Below are 16,260 nucleotides of genomic sequence, written 5' to 3' on the forward strand. Positions count from 1 at the left end.
GGTTGATCCCGACGCAAGGATCGGTACCATGCGGACTTCAACCATCAAGGAGCCCGACCCATGGACGTGAAACTCAGGACTGTCGAACCCTTCACGGTGGCCGGATTGCAGGTGCGCACCCGCAACGCCGACGAGCAACAGGGCGACGCGGCGAAGATCGGCCCGATGTGGCAGCAATTCTTCACCGAAGGGGTGTTCGACCGGATCCCGGCGCTTCAGTCGGAGTCGTTCGTTTATGGGGTGTATTCCGACTACGAGTCCGATGCGACTGGTTATTTCAACGTGACGGCGGGTGTGCAGGTCGATGCCACGAGCGCAGGCTACCCCGCCGTGGATATCGAGGGCGGGGATTACCTGGTGTTCTCCGCCAAGGGTGAGATGCCCGGCTGCGTGATCCAGGCCTGGGGGCTGATCTGGGCGTACTTCGCCGACAACCCGCAGGCCGTGCGCCGGTTCACCACCGATTTCGAGGTGTACAACGCACCCGATTCGGTCGCGATCTATATCGGCGTTCAATCCTCCGGCGAGCGCTCCAGCGCCAACAGCTGACGCTTGCGCTCAACGCCCCAGCGGTAGCCGGACAGGTTGCCGTCGCTGCGCACCACCCGATGGCAGGGGATCGCCACGGCGAGGCTGTTGGCACCGCAGGCCTGGGCCACCGCGCGCACCGCTTTGGGCAAACCGATGCGCTGGGCGATCTCGGCGTAGCTGGCGGTGCTGCCGGGTGGAATCTCCCGCAGGGCCTGCCAGACCCGCTCCTGGAACGCCGTGCCGCGCAGGTCCAACGGCAAATCCAGGCCCAGGGCCGGCGCTTCGATAAACCCCACCACCTGGGCGATCAGTTGCTCGAATTCCCGGTCGGCGCCGATGAGGTTGGCCCGGCGGAATTTGTCCTGCAGGTCGCGCACCAGCGCGTCCGGATCATCCCCCAGCAGGATCGCGCATACGCCACGCTCGCTTTGCGCCACCAGGATCGCCCCGAGGGAGCACTGGCCGACGGCGAAGCGAATGTCAGTGTTTTGTCCGGCGGCGCGGTAATCGGCGGGTTTCATGCCCAGGACTTTGTCGGCGGCTTCATAGAAGCGGCTGTTGGAATTGAAGCCGGCGTCATACAGCGCTTCGGTCACCGATCCGGCGTCTGCCAGGCGTTCGCGCACCTTGCGTGAGCGATGGGCTGCGGCGTAGGCCTTGGGTGTCAGGCCGGTGATGGATTTGAAGACTCGATGGAAGTGGAAGGGGCTCAGGCCCGCAGTCCTGGCGAGGTCATTCAGCCCAGGCAGTTCCTCGGCCGCCTCGATCTGCCGGCAGGCGGCCGCGACCCGGGCCGCTTGTTGCGCGGCAATCTGGGTCTGGTCCCTTGCCAGGCGCTTGCTGGGGCGGTAGCCGGCGGCCTGGGCCTGTTCCGGCGTGTCGAAGAATTCGACGTTGCGCGGGTTCGGCAGGCGCGACAGGCTGCTGGGGTGGCAATAGATGCCAGTGGTCTTCACGCCGTAGACAAATGTGCCGTCGGCGCGTGGATCCCGGGCGAGCACGGCGGCCCAGCGTGGGTCCTGATCAGGGGAGCGGTTGTTGGAAGTGTTGTTCATGGTCGTTATTCCATTGGCCCGTTTTGCCTAGAGTAAGGAGCCATGCTTGTGACGACACTCCGGGTCTTGCGGTTGAATTCTGCGCTTTTAACCGGCCATGCGGAACGTCAGGTTGATCCGTTGGGCGCCCAGGCGCGGATGCTCTCCGGGCTTGAGCGGCAGCACGCCGTGGTAGCGTAACCGGTCCACGCCACCCCAGACCACAATGTCGCCATGGAACAACGGGATGCGCTGGCTTTTGTCGCTGCGCTCGAATCCGCCGAACTGGAAGACGGCTGGCAGGCCCAGGGAGAGCGAGACGACGGGGGCCGTCAGGGAACGTTCGTTCTTGTCCTGGTGCAGCGACATGCGTGCGCCAGGCACGTAGCGGTTGATCAGGCAGGCGTCCGGCTCGAAATGCTCGAACCTTGCCTCACGGGCGGCGGCCAGGGCCAGTTCGCGAAATACTGGCGGCATGTCGGGCCAGGGGTGGCCGGTCTGCGGGTCGTGGGCGGTATAGCGGTAGCCGCTGCGGTCAGTGGTCCAGCCGAGCGCGCCACAACTGGTCAAGGCCACCGACATGGTGAAACCGCCGGGCGTGACCATCTGCCGGAACGGTGCTGCCTGCAAGACGCTTTCCAGGGCCGGCAGCAGGCGGTCGAGCCAAGGCAGGGCAAACCCGCGCAGTACAAAGGACTGGCGGCCGATCTGCTCGACCTGGCCTGGGAGAGTGGGCGCCTGGTCGGCGAACAGGTCGAAGGTGATGGGCGTGTCGTCATTGCGCATCATGAAAAATGATCCCGAGTGTATGCCGGCGCCCGCTGTGTACGCGGCTGACGCCATGGCGCAAGTTGACTCGATAATAACCTCGAACGCCTTTGACCGGCCGCTGATGCACGGCGAACACTACGGCGTCGCCTTGTTTCAAGTCGATGACCTGGGGGCGCGACTGCATACGCGGGCGCTGCTCGGTGAGGACGAACTCGCCCCCGGTGAAGTCCTCGCCGGGTTCCGACAGCAGGATCGCCACCTGCAGCGGGAATACGTGCTCGCCATACAGGTCCTGGTGCAGGCAGTTGTAGTCCTGAGGCCCGTATTGCAGCAGCAATGGAGTGGGGCGTTGTTGACCGGCGGCGTGGCAGCGTTGGATGAAATCGGTGTGTTGCTCGGGAAATCGCGCTTCCAGCCCCATGCATTCATTCCAGCGATTGGCCAGCGGTACCAGCTTCGGATACAGCGACTGACGCAATTGCTGGATCACTTCAGGCAGCGGATAAGCAAAGTACTGGTACTCGCCGCGCCCGAATCCGTAGCGAGCCATTATTACCCTCGAACGAAAAAGCCTGGGGTCCGCATACAAGCTACTCAACTCCCGGCATTGCGTTGCCGACATAAGGTTGCGAATGATCGCGCAGCCGTCCTGGTCGAGGCTTCGTTCCAGGGTGGGCCAGTCGAGGTTGGAAAGGTGTTGGGTCAGGGCGGGGGTAGGGGACATGATGGCAATCCTGTAGGGAGGACTGGTCAGTCTGCAGAATGCCGCGGTGCAGGCACCCCGTTTCTTGCTTATTTGAGAGCTCTTGTGGCGAGGGGATTTATCCCCGCTCGGCTGCGCAGCAGTCGTAAGCTCGCATTCACTTTTCACCTGCTGCAATGAGGTAGCAAGTTTTGGGCTGCTGCGCAGCCCAGCGGGGATAAATCCCCTCGCCACGGATGCGTGGCTGCGTCTTACAGCGCCTTGCTGACCTTGAGCTCGGTGATCTCGTCGTCCGTCTCGCCATGCAGCTTTTTCAGCGCGGCAATGGCTTCTTCCTCAGTGCCGGTTTGCAACTGCGCGAACTCGAAGCGGCGTTCGCCGTTGAGCTTGTACTTGATCACGTATTTGGTCGTCGGGGTCACGGTTTTCCTGTCCTTTGCGATAGGGAGGCTCAGCTGAGTTTCGAGCTGGAGCGCCGGATGATCTTGATCTTGTGGGTCAGGGTCGGCTTGCGGGTGACGCTGATGGCGCGACGGCTGACGGTGTCGATGGTAATGTTCCAGAAACCGGTGCTGGGCGCGGTGATCCTGGCCGGGAACGTGTCGAACGCGCCGCCATGGTAAGTGTGCCGGCCACCGTTCTTGAAGCTGCGGAAATTGGCGTCGTTCATCAAGCGGATGTTGCACATTTGGGAGCATTCGATGACGACGATGTCGTCCTCGTTGAGGTGCTCGCGCTGATGGATGAATTTCATGGGTGCCTCCAGAAGGGCATTTCTTGCAATCGACACGGCAAGGTGGGCAAATAATGGCGCGCAGTTTACCAGCACCACGGTGCAATAACCGACCCCTGTCCTGGGTGAAACTTATTTATTGCCGGTAGGCGAATAAAAAAACCAGGGCGCCGGAGAAAAACGGCGTTTGCATTGTCGGAGGGTCTTTATCGGAGGATTGATATGAAGCGCAGCGTGTGGGTAATGGCCTTGGCCCTGGGTGGATGTGCATCGGTATCGGACATCAACCAGACGCCACCCACCATGAGCGTCATCTCCGGTAAGAAACCTCATGAATACGCCAATTGCGTTGCCGACAAGCTGCTCAAGACCCGTGGCCCGCTGCAGATGGAGCCGCACAAGAACGGCGTCCGGGTGATCGTGCCAGGCCGATTGTCGACGCTGCCCGCGGCGGTGTTCGACATTGACGAGCGTTCCAGTGGCAGCAGCATCAAGTTGCACGAAAGCCTGTCCAACGTGCCGGTGCGTCCGGGAGACGTGCAGGAAGCGGCCAACGCATGCATCTCCGGTTGAGCGCGTCCCGGGCCTGACGAACGGGCCGGCATCGGTTAAACTGCATCCTTCGAAAAAATGCCGCCACGGTCACGTTGGCGGCATTGTCATTTATGGAGTTCAGTCGATGAAACGCGAGCAGGTCCGCGAGCGCCATGCAGAAGGACTTATCTGCGCCACCCATGTGATACAGAATCCTGCGAGCCCCGGGGAATGGATCGTCTTCTTCAAGAAAAGCGCCGGACGCAGTTTCTTTCTCGTGGATGACCAGGACGAAGTCGAATCCTTCGGCCGGCTCGATGACCTGATCGAGACCTTGCGGGGCCTGGGGATCAAGTTCGCCGAGATTCACATCTAGCTTATTTGCAGACGACCACGACACTGCGGCTGGTGAAGTTCCCGACGTCGACGCCCAAGGTTTTTTCGCTGTCCTTGGCCTGTGGCGTGCCATCGGTGCCGACGATGCGGTAGCCGGTGCCGGCGCATGAGGCATCCGCCTTCTCATAGCAGGTGGCCCAGGAGTTGGCTTCGCCCGAACAGTCGATGGACAGGCCTTGCTCGCCGTTATCCAGGTAGGTTTTTTCCGCCGAGGCACAACCTGCCAGGGCCAGGACTGCGGACAGCGCCAGGAGTGTCTTCATGGGGAGAGTCATCGAGAAGGGAAGGATGGCGCGAGATTATAGCGAATGGCCATTCCGGTACAGCTAAACCAATGGCCCCTTCGAGCACCCAGGCGTCGAAGGGGCTGGTCGATTACTTCTTGCGGCGATTATTGCGCGCTGGCGCCTGTTCGCGCTCCCGGGGCGCCGGTGCAGAGCGCTCGTCCTGGAAGACCGCGGCGACTTCCACCGCCATCGTCTTGCTGGGCAAGGGGCCGGCCACCTGCTCGCCATGGTAGTTGATAATCCACCATTGGCCGTCCTTGTCCTGGCTGACCGAATAACCGTTTGCGTTCTGTGTTGCCGACATCTAGCTGCCTCGTTGGCGGGATCAAGGCGGCCATGATACGCCAAATACCCGCAAACAGCGCTGATGGGCGTACAGTGGGGACCGCTGGAACCATCGAAGCGAAAGGCGATTGAACTATCCGCCGGTTTATTTCTCTATGATGGCATCGGTTGGCCAGTGCAGGCATTGTAAGCCGCCTGCCGGCTGATTAGACTGCGCCGAAACTTGTACACACCGCCTTTTCAAGGACTAATATGATCAAGAAATGCTTGTTCCCAGCAGCCGGTTACGGTACTCGCTTCCTGCCAGCGACTAAAGCCATGCCCAAAGAAATGCTGCCGGTGGTGAACAAGCCACTGATCCAGTACGGCGTCGAAGAAGCCCTCGATGCAGGCCTGACGGAAATTTCCATCGTCACCGGCCGTGGCAAGCGCGCCCTGGAAGACCATTTCGACATCAGCTACGAGCTGGAAAACCAGATCAAGGGCACCGACAAGGAAAAATACCTGGTCGGCATTCGCAAGTTGCTGGACGAGTGCTCGTTCTCCTACACCCGCCAGACCGAAATGAAAGGCCTGGGCCACGCGATCCTCACCGGCCGCCCGTTGATCGGTGACGAACCGTTCGCCGTGGTCCTCGCGGACGACTTGTGCGTGAACCTGGAAGGCGACGGCGTACTGACCCAGATGGTCAAGCTGTACAAGCAGTTCCGCTGCTCCATCGTGGCGATCCAGGAAGTGGATCCGCAGGAAACCAACAAGTACGGTGTGATTGCTGGCGAAATGATCCGCGACGACATCTACCGCGTCCACAGCATGGTTGAAAAACCAAAGCCTGAAGATGCACCGTCGAACCTGGCGATCATCGGTCGCTACATCCTGACCCCGGACATCTTCGACCTGATCGAACAGACCGAGCCAGGCAAGGGCGGTGAAATCCAGATCACCGACGCCCTGATGAAACAGGCCCAGAACGGCTGCGTCATGGCCTACAAGTTCAAGGGCAAGCGTTTCGACTGCGGTGGCGCCGAAGGTTATATCGACGCGACCAACTTCTGCTTCGAGAACTTCTACAAGACCGGCAAGGCTTACTGATAAGCCTGCGTCGCGCTTGAAAAAAACGCCCCGACTGGTTCGGGGCGTTTTTTTTGCGCGCGAATAAGCAGGCGCGAAAATCGTCCGTGGCGAGGGAGCTTGCTCCCGCTGGGCGCGAAGCGCCCCCTCTGGCCTCAAAGGCTGCCGACCATTTGCGGCTGCTTCGCAGCCGAGCGGGAGCAAGCTCCCTCGCCACAAAGGCAAGCTGCAAAAAATGCCGTTTGGCTTTTCAGGTTTTACCCCCATAACCATCTGAACGCTGCCCCAGGTGAAAGCAGCAGGTATGCTGACAACCTGCCGAAGGAGATAGATGATGGCCTACGATTTTGATCTGTATGTGATTGGCGCCGGTTCCGGCGGTGTGCGGGCGGCGCGGTTTGCCGCGGGGTTTGGCGCAAAAGTGGGCGTGGCGGAGAGCCGCTACCTGGGCGGTACGTGCGTGAACGTCGGTTGCGTGCCGAAAAAACTGCTGGTCTACGGAGCGCATTACGCCGAGGACTTCGAACAAGCGTCGGCCTACGGCTGGACGGCGGGCGAGGCGAGTTTCGACTGGGCCACGCTGATTGCCAACAAGGATCGCGAGATCAATCGCCTCAACGGCATCTACCGCAACCTGCTGGGCAACAGTGGCGTCATGCTGCACGAAGGCCACGCCAGGATCACCGGCCCACACGAAGTCGAGATCAACGGCGAGCGCCACACCGCCGAGCACATCATGATCGCCACGGGTGGCTGGCCGGTGATCCCGGATATTCCAGGGCGCGAGCACGCCATCAGTTCCAACGAGGCGTTTTTCCTGAAGACGCTGCCCAAACGCATGCTGGTGGTGGGCGGCGGCTACATCGCGGTGGAATTCGCCGGGATCTTCCACGGCATGGGCGCGCAAACGTCCTTGCTCTATCGCGGCGACCTGTTCCTGCGTGGCTTCGACGGCGCAGTGCGCAAGCATCTGGCCGAGGAGTTGCAGCGTCGTGGCCTGGACTTGCAGTTCAACGCGGACATCCAGCGCATCGACAAAGAAGCCGACGGCAGCCTGAAGGTGACACTCAAGGACGGTCGGACGCTATCCACCGATTGCGTGTTCTACGCCACTGGCCGGCGGCCGATGCTGGACAACCTCGGCCTGGAGAACACCGGCGTGACGCTGGACGAAAAAGGCTTTGTCCAGGTCAACGAAAAATACGAGACCGCCGAGCCGTCGATCCTGGCCATAGGCGACGTGATCGGCCGCGTGCAGCTCACGCCTGTCGCGTTGGCTGAAGGCATGGCGGTGGCGCGACGCCTGTTCAAGCCCGAGCAGTATCGCCTGGTGGATTACCGGATGATTCCCACGGCCGTGTTCAGCCTGCCGAACATCGGCACGGTTGGCCTGACGGAAGAGCAGGCCCGGGAGGAGGGCCATGAGGTGCAGATTTTCGAAAGCCGTTTCCGGCCGATGAAGCTGACCCTCACCGAGTGCCAGGAACGCACGCTGATGAAGCTGGTGGTCGATGCCAAGTCCGACAAAGTGCTGGGTTGCCACATGGTCGGGCCGGACGCAGGGGAAATTGTCCAGGGCCTGGCGATTGCCCTGAAGGCCGGCGCGACCAAGCGTGACTTCGACGAGACCATCGGCGTACACCCGACCGCTGCCGAAGAATTCGTCACCATGCGTACGCCCACTGCCTGATCTCCTCCCCAGAACAAGGCTGCGATCCCTTTGATCCAGCCTTGTGAACTGTTTGGCAACCGCTGCGATCAACCGATCGCCGCCTTCCGCAGCTTCCACAGATTTCTTCTATCTATATGGATTCCTGATAGCCAAAACCAATCATTCGCATGAGGTTTGGCAATGAGCCAATAGCGGAATGAATGGCTAAGATTCACCCCATCAACTTTTCAACCCCTGACGGAGAGTCAACGATGCCTATCATCAACAGCCAAGTTAAACCGTTCAAAGCTACCGCTTTCAAAAACGGCGCATTCGTCGAAGTGTCGGATGCTGACCTGAAAGGCAAGTGGTCTGTCGTGTTTTTCTACCCGGCTGACTTCACCTTCGTTTGCCCAACCGAGCTGGAAGACCTGGCCGACAACTACGCCGAATTCCAGAAACTGGGCGTCGAGATCTACAGCGTGTCCACCGACACTCACTTTGCCCACGCTGCCTGGCACAACACTTCGCCAGCCATCGGCAAGATCCAGTACACCATGATCGGCGACCCGACCCTGGCAATCTCCCGCAACTTCGACGTGCTGATCGAAGAAGCAGGCCTGGCTGACCGCGGTACTTTCGTGATCAACCCAGAAGGCCAGATCAAGATCGTTGAAATCAACGACGGCGGTGTAGGCCGCGACGCTTCCGAGCTGCTGCGCAAGATCAAGGCTGCTCAGTACGTTGCCGCTCACCCAGGCGAAGTCTGCCCAGCCAAGTGGAAAGAAGGCGAGGCCACCCTGGCTCCGTCCCTGGACCTGGTCGGCAAGATCTAAGTCCGTGAGTCATCCGAGGGCGATCCGCTCTTGATCAGGTAAGCCGCTTCGCCCCAAAAAACGCCCGGGCGAGATTCGCTCGGGCGTTGTTTTTTCTGAAATTCAAACATGGAAATCGCCCGTATGTTGGACGCCAATCTTAAAGCTCAGTTGAAGTCATACCTGGAACGGGTCACCCAGCCGATCGAGATCGTTGCATCCCTCGACGACGGTGCGAAATCCCAGGAAATGCTCGCGTTACTCAAAGACGTTGCCAGTCTTTCCAATCAGATTACCTTGCTCGACAACGGCACCGATGCGCGCAAGCCATCGTTCTCGTTGAACCGCCCCGGAGCCGATATCAGCCTGCGTTTCGCCGGCATTCCCATGGGGCATGAATTCACTTCGCTGGTGCTGGCCCTGCTGCAAGTCGGTGGCCACCCTTCGAAGGCCAGTGTCGAAGTGATCGAACAGATCCGCTCGCTCAAGGGCGAGTTCAACTTCGAGACGTATTTCTCGCTGTCGTGCCAGAACTGCCCGGACGTGGTCCAGGCGCTGAACCTGATGGCCGTGCTGAACCCGAACATCAAGCACGTCGCCATCGACGGCGCGCTGTTCCAGGCCGAAGTCGATGAACGCCAGATCATGGCCGTGCCAAGCATCTACTTGAACGGTGTGAACTTCGGCCAGGGCCGCATGGGCCTGGAAGAAATCCTCGCCAAGATCGACACCAGCGGCATCGAGCGCCAAGCCGAGAAGATCAGCGCCAAGGATGCCTTTGACGTGTTGGTGGTTGGCGGTGGCCCGGCCGGTGCCTCGGCGGCGATCTACGCAGCGCGTAAAGGCATCCGCACCGGTGTGGCGGCCGAGCGTTTCGGCGGCCAGGTGCTCGACACCATGGCCATCGAGAACTTCATCTCGGTCCAGGAAACCGAAGGCCCGAAACTGGCCGTTGCCCTGGAAGAACACGTCAAGCAGTACGACGTGGACATCATGAACCTGCAACGCGCCGACGCCTTGGTGCCTGGCACGGACGGCGGGCTGCATGAAGTCAGGTTCGCCAGCGGCGCAAGCCTCAAGGCCAAGACCGTGATCCTGGCGACCGGCGCCCGCTGGCGCGAAATGAACGTGCCGGGTGAGCAACAATATCGCAACAAAGGCGTGGCTTACTGCCCGCACTGCGACGGTCCACTGTTCAAGGGCAAGCGCGTTGCGGTAATCGGTGGCGGCAACTCCGGCGTTGAAGCGGCCATCGACTTGGCCGGTATCGTGTCCCATGTGACCCTGCTGGAGTTCGACGTGCAATTGCGTGCCGACGCAGTGTTGCAGCGCAAACTGCACAGCCTGCCGAACGTGACGGTGATCACCAACGCCCAGACCACTGAAGTAACCGGCGATGGGCAGAAGGTCAACGGCCTGCGCTACAAGGATCGTCCGAGCGGTGAATTGCGCGACGTGGCGCTGGAAGGGATCTTCGTGCAGATCGGCCTATTGCCTAACACCGATTGGCTCAAGGGCACCGTCGAGTTGTCACCGCGTGGCGAGATCATCGTCGATGCCCGTGGCGAAACCTCGATCCCGGGTGTGTTCGCTGCAGGGGACGTGACCACCGTGCCGTACAAGCAGATCGTGATCGCCGTGGGCGAGGGCGCCAAGGCTTCGTTGAGCGCTTTCGATCACCTGATCCGCACGTCCGCGCCGGCCTGATCGCCAGTCGCTGAAACAACAAAACCCCATGGGCCTTGGCTCATGGGGTTTTTTATTTCGAATTACGCATTCTCCTGTGGGAGCGAGCTTGCTCGCGATAGCTGCAGCACATTCAGTATTGACGTGCCAGACAGACCGCTATCGCGAGCAAGGGGGCTGATGTGGTTATAGAACTTGTAACGGCGCAGGCTGGATGATCTCGACCCAGTAGCCATCCGGGTCCTTGATGAACGCCAGGCTTTTCATGCGGCCATCGTTCAGGCGTTTCTGGAAGTCACAGCCCAGCGCTTCGAAGCGTTCGCAGGCGGCGACGACGTCCGGCACCGAGATGCAGATGTGGCCAAAACCGCGCGGGTCGGTGTTGCCGTTGTGGTAGGCAAATGCCGGGTCGTTTTCGGTGCCATGATTGTGGGTCAGTTCGAGAATACCGGGGATCGACTTCATCCACTCGGTGCGCGCCGCCGCGTCCGCCGGGATCTGGTTTTTGTCCACCAGCGCCAGGAAATACAGGCTGAATTCGGCTTCAGGGAAATCACGTTTTTCCACCAGGGAAAAACCCAGCACGCGGGTATAGAAGTCCAAGGATTTGGTAATGTCCTTGACCCGCAGCATGGTGTGGTTGAAGACGAACTTGGCCGTGGCGGTGTCAGGTTGGGCGGTGACGCCAGGAAAAGAGTTGAGTGCTTGCAGGCTCATGGGCCCTCCGGAAAATAAGTGGGGCAAACGGCGTCGCAACTTGGGCGCGACGATCCTGGGCTTGCGCTGGACGGCTTCCTTGCAGGTGTGTCCATGATACGCAAGGGGCATGGCATCGCCAAACATCGCTATTGCCTGGTGATGCCACGCCCATCAGACTTCAGGATTCGCCCTGGAGTGCGTGCAATGTTTCGATCGTTCCTTCCGCTGTCTTTTTTACTGTTCGCCGTCGTGGCGAGTGTCGATGCCGGAGCGGCCGAACCGCAGGTAATCTGGCCCCAGGGCTGGAAAGTCGAGTCGTTGTCTGCCGATGCGCCGGCACCGGGCACCCACCGGCAGCGTGCGACCAAGAGCGACCTTTCAGGTAATGCCTTGATGGTCATGGAACTGACTGTAACGCCTGTAGCGGCGGATCATCAGCCGAACTTGCAAGGCGTGTTGCTGGAAATGCGAAAGTCCCTGCAAAAGGATTTTTTCCAGGGCGGCTATCAAAGCGTCTGCAATAAGATTCACCCTTCCATGTTGGGCGGCGTAACGGCATTGGAAACCACTTGCACGATCACGCAGAACGGGCGTCATGTATTGTCACAAACGTTGGTCGTAGCACTAAGCGAGGGCAACGCCTACGTGCTGTCCTATGCTGGGCAGGCGCAGGTGTATGTTGAAAGCCAGGACGAAATACAGTCAGTACGAAATAGCCTGAAACTATAAGGCCTCGGTGTACTACTCTGGAATTACTTCCAAAGTTCAGCCATAAAAAAGCCCTGAATGTATTCAGGGCTTTTTCCACTAGTGTTGACTGTCAGCCACGCAGCCACGAATCGACCGTGCTTGCGCCGTACTTTTCCTTCCAGGCTTTCAGGCCGCGATGGTTGCCGCCCTTGGTTTCGATGAGTTCGCCGGTGTGTGGGTTCTGGTAAACCTTGACGACCCTGGCCCGGCGGGTCTTTGGGGTCTTGGCGGAGAGGCTGCCCGACTTGGACGGGTTCGGCTCGAGGATCGCGATAATGTCACGCAGGCCTTTGCCGTAGGTTTTCATCAGCCCCTGGAGCTTCTCTTCGAATTCGATTTCTTTCTTGAGCCCGGCGTCATTCTTCAGTGCCTCCAGCTGTGCGAGCTGTTCCTGAAGGGCCTTCTCGGCTTTGCGAAATTCAGCGAGTCTGGACAATATCAATACTCCAATAGAAATAAATGGCTGATACCAACCGCAAACAAAGCTATAAGCCAAGCGCTTTGTAGCGACTCGGTGACTAATGACTCTCCTGCTATCTGGTACAGGCAGAAAAAATTGTAGTAGTTAAACCGAGAAGTGTAAATCGTAACTTTTTCGTTATGTAACAACAGTAGACGTTCTAGCGAGAGCGCGCTTTCATCGTCAAGCGCTTGGCGGCGGAAAATGGCCACTAACGGTACTCGCTGTCGCAATAAATTTTTTCTCCTGATCGCACATATCAATAGACAGCACTCTATAAAGTTCACGCGTCGGGCTGCGGAAAGTCACTCTCACTCAGTAGGTTATTTAAGATTCGAGCTTGCTGTCACCCAAGCGAACGCCGCATCAGACCGGGTGCAACGCCTGGGCCAGTTCAATAAATGCAAGGGTTGCGGGAGAGGCCTGGCGGCGATCCAGCACGGCCATGCCGATCTGGCGTGGAACCCGTGGTGACAAGGCTCGTTTGGCGATACGTGGATCATCGAGGGGCGGCAACGAGCCTTCGGACACCACGCTTACCGCGTCGCCACGACTGACGATATCGAGCGTGCTGAGCAACTGCGAGCAGCGATAACGTACGTTCGGTGTGAGCCGAGCGGCATTGAACAGGCGCCAGACCAGTTCCGACGAGCCGGCCTCGGTGAGTATGAAAGGGTCGTTGCACAGCTCGCCGAGCTTGAGATTGGCCTGGGCGGCGAGGGGGTGAGCGGCGGGGAGCAGAGCGACCATTTGGTCCTCCATCAACGCGAATGTATCGAAGCGCTCTTCAGGCAAGACCACGAAGCCGACGTCGACTCGCCGTTCATCCAGCCACTGTAGAACCTGCCGGTCCGGCCCCTCGTCGACGTGCACCTCGATCCCCGGGTGCAAGGCACGGAAGCGCTCCAGGATGGACGGCAGCAACTTCATCGACGACGTCGGACCGAACGAGCCGATGCGCAACGTGCCGCGGCGCATCCCTCGGGCGTCGGCGGCTTCCTGGCGCAAGGTGTTCGCCAACCCGAGCATGGCCCGGGCCCGCAACAGCAACTGCTGGCCGATGTCGCTCGGCTCGACGAGGGACTGATGACGTCGGAACAATTCGACGCCCAATTCCTGTTCGAGGGTTTTGATGGCGTGTGACACCGCTGACTGGCCGATGCCCAGGCGTGTCGCGGCTGCCGTGAACCCGCGCAGCTCGGCGACCAGCGAGAAGATTTCGAGTTGGGTGAGTGTCATGAGGAAAGGCTCATTTTACGATGACCAGACATGAGTAGAACAATACGGCATCCCAGCAATACAGAAAACCGTGGCGAGGGAGCTTGCTCCCGCTGGACCGCGCAGCGGGCCCATCGCTGGTAAATGAAAGGACTGCTTCGCAGCCCAGCGCGAGCAAGCTCCCTCGCCACAGGTAATTCGTCCTATTCAACGTGGTGAAACCATGAAAACCCTCGAACAAACCGTCCCAATCCCTTCAGACCTTCCGGTCTATCTAAAGCTCGCCATGGTCACGATGATCTGGGGCGGGACTTTCGTGGCCGGGCGGATCCTCTCCGATGCCCTGGCGCCCCTGTTCGCGGCCAGCCTGCGGTTCCTGCTGGCGAGTGGCGCGCTGTTGGTGTTTCTCGGCCTGGCCGGCATTCCCCTGGCCAGGCCCAGCCTGAAGCAGGGCGTGCAACTGGCGGTGCTGGGATTCTTCGGTATCTTCTTCTACAACCTGTGCTTCTTTTATGGCTTGCAGTACATCAACGCATCACGGGCCTCGCTGATAGTGGCATTGAATCCGGCCGTGATCGGGTTGGCCTCCTGGTGGCTGTTCAAGGAGCGGTTGGGGCGCTTGAAAATCATCGGCATCGCGCTGTGTATCGGCGGGGCGGGGCTGGTGATCGTCAGTCGTGATCCGTCCTTGCTGCAGGCAACGGGGCAGGGCTGGACCGGCGACTTGCTGATTTTCGGCTGCGTGCTGGGATGGGGCATTTATTCGCTGTTCTCCCGAAGCCTCAACGAAAGCCTTGGCCCGTTGCAGACGGTCACCTGGTCGATCCTGTTGGGCACGCTGATGTTGTGGGCTGCCTGTGCGACGGTGGGTGAGGTTCGCTTGGAGGCGTTGACCGCGCTGGACATCAGGCAATGGCTGAGCCTGCTATACCTCGGCGTGCTGGGCTCGGCCCTGGCCTACATCGCCTGGTATGACGGTATTCGCCGGATTGGCGCAACCCGTTCCGGCGTGTTCATCGCACTCAATCCGCTGACGGCGGTGTTGCTGGGGGCGTTGTTGCTGGACGAACGGCTCACGGCCCTGATGTGCGTCGGCGGCGGCGTGATTCTGGCGGGCATTTTCCTCTGCAACAAACCCCTTGCACGGTCGGCGCAAAAGGCGATTTGATACAGAAGGCGGACAAATCCAGTTACGCTGTGTAGAATCGGTTTACGCATACAAGAATAACGTCTTCTGGCAGCAGAAGCCTCGCCCGCAAGAGCCTTGGGTCGACAATGAAGATACTTGGGTTTCAACTGATCTATGGCGATTTCCTCGCCCGCAGCGTTCGTGGCATCTCCTGCGCGCCGCCCCGTGCCCTCAGCATCACTGGCAACTAACGTTTCCTGTTAATTGATAAGCATGATGAGGCGCCGACATGGCAGATCTATACGAAAACCCCATGGGCCTGATGGGCTTTGAATTCATCGAATTCGCGTCCCCTACGCCCAACACCCTGGAGCCGATCTTCGAGATCATGGGCTTCACCAAAGTGGCCACCCACCGGTCCAAGGATGTGCACCTGTATCGCCAGGGCGCGATCAACCTGATCCTCAACAACGAACCCCATAGCGTCGCTTCGTATTTCGCGGCCGAGCACGGTCCGTCGGTGTGCGGCATGGCGTTCCGGGTCAAGGACTCGCAAAAAGCCTACAAGCGCGCCCTGGAGCTTGGCGCCCAGCCGATCCATATCGAAACCGGCCCGATGGAGCTGAACCTGCCTGCCATCAAAGGCATCGGCGGCGCGCCGCTGTACCTGATCGACCGTTTTGGCGAAGGCAGTTCGATCTATGACATCGACTTCGTGTTCCTCGAAGGCGTCGACCGCAACCCGGTGGGCGCGGGCCTGAAAATCATCGATCACCTGACCCACAACGTGTATCGCGGGCGCATGGCCTACTGGGCGAACTTCTACGAGAAGCTGTTCAACTTCCGCGAGATCCGTTACTTCGACATCAAGGGCGAATACACCGGCCTGACGTCCAAGGCGATGACCGCTCCGGACGGCATGATTCGCATCCCGTTGAACGAAGAATCGTCCAAGGGCGCCGGCCAGATCGAAGAGTTCCTGATGCAGTTCAACGGCGAGGGCATCCAGCACGTGGCGTTCCTCACCGACGACCTGATCAAGACCTGGGACCAGTTGAAGAAAATCGGCATGCGCTTCATGACCGCGCCGCCGGACACCTACTACGAAATGCTCGAAGGTCGCCTGCCGAACCACGGTGAACCTGTCGGTGAGCTGCAATCGCGTGGCATTTTGCTGGACGGTGCGTCCGAGCAAGGCGATAAGCGCCTGCTGCTGCAGATATTTTCGGAAACCCTGATGGGCCCGGTGTTCTTCGAGTTCATCCAGCGCAAGGGCGACGACGGCTTCGGCGAGGGCAACTTCAAGGCCCTGTTCGAGTCGATCGAGCGCGACCAGGTGCGTCGTGGTGTGCTCGCTACCGAGTAACCGCTGAAACAATAAAAAGCCCGCCCGGCAGTGATGCCGGGCGGGCTTTTTATTGTCAATACACAACCCTTTGTGGGAGCGAGCTTGCTCGCGATAGCGGTATATCAGCCGGCAAAGATGTTGGCTGACACTCCGCTATCG

The 16,260-nt window shown here is 59.8% G+C and carries 20 protein-coding genes; 10 read left to right on the top strand and 10 right to left on the bottom strand.

All coding sequences use genetic code 11. The features are described from left to right. The first annotated feature begins 60 nt into the window (after positions 1-60). Positions 61-549: a GyrI-like domain-containing protein gene (locus JMN22_RS26265; protein WP_198798339.1), complete on the top strand. Its 489-nt coding sequence runs from the start codon at positions 61-63 to the stop codon at positions 547-549. On the opposite strand, the gene ada is transcribed toward JMN22_RS26265, so the two are convergent. From ada to JMN22_RS26290, 5 genes are all read right to left on the bottom strand, one after another. Then, positions 513-1,586: a bifunctional DNA-binding transcriptional regulator/O6-methylguanine-DNA methyltransferase Ada gene (ada, locus tag JMN22_RS26270; RefSeq protein WP_198798340.1), complete on the bottom strand. Its 1,074-nt coding sequence runs from the start codon at positions 1,584-1,586 to the stop codon at positions 513-515. The two genes, JMN22_RS26265 and ada, sit on opposite strands and share 37 nt — an antisense overlap. A gap of 87 nt (positions 1,587-1,673) precedes the next feature. After that, a complete protein-coding gene (alkB, locus tag JMN22_RS26275) occupies positions 1,674-2,354 on the bottom strand; it encodes a DNA oxidative demethylase AlkB (protein WP_437127703.1) in 681 nt (226 codons plus the stop codon). Beyond that, on the bottom strand, positions 2,341-3,060 hold the full coding sequence (locus tag JMN22_RS26280; RefSeq protein WP_198798341.1) for a 2OG-Fe(II) oxygenase: 720 nt from the start codon (positions 3,058-3,060) through the stop codon (positions 2,341-2,343). The genes alkB and JMN22_RS26280 overlap by 14 nt, the downstream gene beginning before the upstream one ends. A gap of 230 nt (positions 3,061-3,290) precedes the next feature. Next, positions 3,291-3,461: a hypothetical protein gene (locus JMN22_RS26285; RefSeq protein WP_198798342.1), complete on the bottom strand. Its 171-nt coding sequence runs from the start codon at positions 3,459-3,461 to the stop codon at positions 3,291-3,293. Positions 3,462-3,490: 29 nt separating this feature from the next. Next, positions 3,491-3,793: a DUF1883 domain-containing protein gene (locus JMN22_RS26290; protein ID WP_030142225.1), complete on the bottom strand. Its 303-nt coding sequence runs from the start codon at positions 3,791-3,793 to the stop codon at positions 3,491-3,493. Between the two features lie 201 nt (positions 3,794-3,994). Here JMN22_RS26290 and JMN22_RS26295 point away from each other — a divergent pair, with 201 nt between their 5' ends. After that, a complete protein-coding gene (locus JMN22_RS26295) occupies positions 3,995-4,345 on the top strand; it encodes a hypothetical protein (RefSeq protein WP_030142224.1) in 351 nt (116 codons plus the stop codon). A gap of 106 nt (positions 4,346-4,451) precedes the next feature. Continuing rightward, positions 4,452-4,682 carry a hypothetical protein gene (locus JMN22_RS26300; protein WP_030142223.1) on the top strand — a complete coding sequence of 77 codons (231 nt, stop codon included), beginning with the start codon at positions 4,452-4,454 and terminating at the stop codon, positions 4,680-4,682. A 1-nt stretch (position 4,683) separates the two neighbouring features. Here JMN22_RS26300 and JMN22_RS26305 read toward each other — a convergent pair whose 3' ends face one another. Next, positions 4,684-4,965, bottom strand: a complete 282-nt coding sequence (locus JMN22_RS26305) for a hypothetical protein (RefSeq protein WP_030142222.1) — start codon at positions 4,963-4,965, stop codon at positions 4,684-4,686. A gap of 112 nt (positions 4,966-5,077) precedes the next feature. After that, positions 5,078-5,293: a hypothetical protein gene (locus JMN22_RS26310; protein ID WP_030142221.1), complete on the bottom strand. Its 216-nt coding sequence runs from the start codon at positions 5,291-5,293 to the stop codon at positions 5,078-5,080. Positions 5,294-5,526: 233 nt separating this feature from the next. Here JMN22_RS26310 and galU point away from each other — a divergent pair, with 233 nt between their 5' ends. The 4 genes from galU (at position 5,527) to ahpF (ending at position 10,518) form a co-directional block, all read left to right on the top strand. Then, entirely contained in the window at positions 5,527-6,366 is an 840-nt protein-coding gene (gene galU / locus JMN22_RS26315; RefSeq protein ID WP_003182953.1) for a UTP--glucose-1-phosphate uridylyltransferase GalU, read from the top strand. Between the two features lie 313 nt (positions 6,367-6,679). Further along, positions 6,680-8,035 (top strand): glutathione-disulfide reductase, encoded by a 1,356-nt coding sequence (gene gorA, locus JMN22_RS26320; RefSeq protein ID WP_030142220.1) that lies wholly within the window; start codon positions 6,680-6,682, stop codon positions 8,033-8,035. A gap of 233 nt (positions 8,036-8,268) precedes the next feature. Continuing rightward, positions 8,269-8,832 (top strand): alkyl hydroperoxide reductase subunit C, encoded by a 564-nt coding sequence (ahpC, locus tag JMN22_RS26325; RefSeq protein ID WP_011061677.1) that lies wholly within the window; start codon positions 8,269-8,271, stop codon positions 8,830-8,832. A gap of 123 nt (positions 8,833-8,955) precedes the next feature. Then, positions 8,956-10,518 (top strand): alkyl hydroperoxide reductase subunit F, encoded by a 1,563-nt coding sequence (gene ahpF / locus JMN22_RS26330; RefSeq protein WP_198798346.1) that lies wholly within the window; start codon positions 8,956-8,958, stop codon positions 10,516-10,518. Positions 10,519-10,683: 165 nt separating this feature from the next. Here ahpF and gloA read toward each other — a convergent pair whose 3' ends face one another. After that, on the bottom strand, positions 10,684-11,214 hold the full coding sequence (gloA, locus tag JMN22_RS26335; RefSeq protein ID WP_198798343.1) for a lactoylglutathione lyase: 531 nt from the start codon (positions 11,212-11,214) through the stop codon (positions 10,684-10,686). Between the two features lie 186 nt (positions 11,215-11,400). Between gloA and JMN22_RS26340 the strand changes: the two genes are divergently transcribed. Further along, positions 11,401-11,925 carry a DUF4946 domain-containing protein gene (locus tag JMN22_RS26340; protein WP_198798344.1) on the top strand — a complete coding sequence of 175 codons (525 nt, stop codon included), beginning with the start codon at positions 11,401-11,403 and terminating at the stop codon, positions 11,923-11,925. A gap of 91 nt (positions 11,926-12,016) precedes the next feature. Here the strand turns inward: JMN22_RS26340 and JMN22_RS26345 are convergent, their stop codons facing one another. Continuing rightward, positions 12,017-12,382: a histone-like nucleoid-structuring protein, MvaT/MvaU family gene (locus JMN22_RS26345; RefSeq protein WP_030142216.1), complete on the bottom strand. Its 366-nt coding sequence runs from the start codon at positions 12,380-12,382 to the stop codon at positions 12,017-12,019. Positions 12,383-12,772: 390 nt separating this feature from the next. Further along, entirely contained in the window at positions 12,773-13,645 is an 873-nt protein-coding gene (locus JMN22_RS26350) for a LysR family transcriptional regulator (RefSeq protein ID WP_030142214.1), read from the bottom strand. A 202-nt stretch (positions 13,646-13,847) separates the two neighbouring features. Between JMN22_RS26350 and JMN22_RS26355 the strand changes: the two genes are divergently transcribed. Together JMN22_RS26355 and hppD are read left to right on the top strand one after the other, a co-directional pair. Continuing rightward, positions 13,848-14,792: a DMT family transporter gene (locus tag JMN22_RS26355; RefSeq protein ID WP_030142213.1), complete on the top strand. Its 945-nt coding sequence runs from the start codon at positions 13,848-13,850 to the stop codon at positions 14,790-14,792. A 250-nt stretch (positions 14,793-15,042) separates the two neighbouring features. Further along, positions 15,043-16,119 (top strand): 4-hydroxyphenylpyruvate dioxygenase, encoded by a 1,077-nt coding sequence (hppD, locus tag JMN22_RS26360; protein WP_030142212.1) that lies wholly within the window; start codon positions 15,043-15,045, stop codon positions 16,117-16,119. The last annotated feature ends 141 nt before the right edge of the window (positions 16,120-16,260 follow it).

This window comes from Pseudomonas sp. HB05 (genome assembly GCF_016756915.1).
Lineage (GTDB): Bacteria > Pseudomonadota > Gammaproteobacteria > Pseudomonadales > Pseudomonadaceae > Aquipseudomonas > Aquipseudomonas alvandae.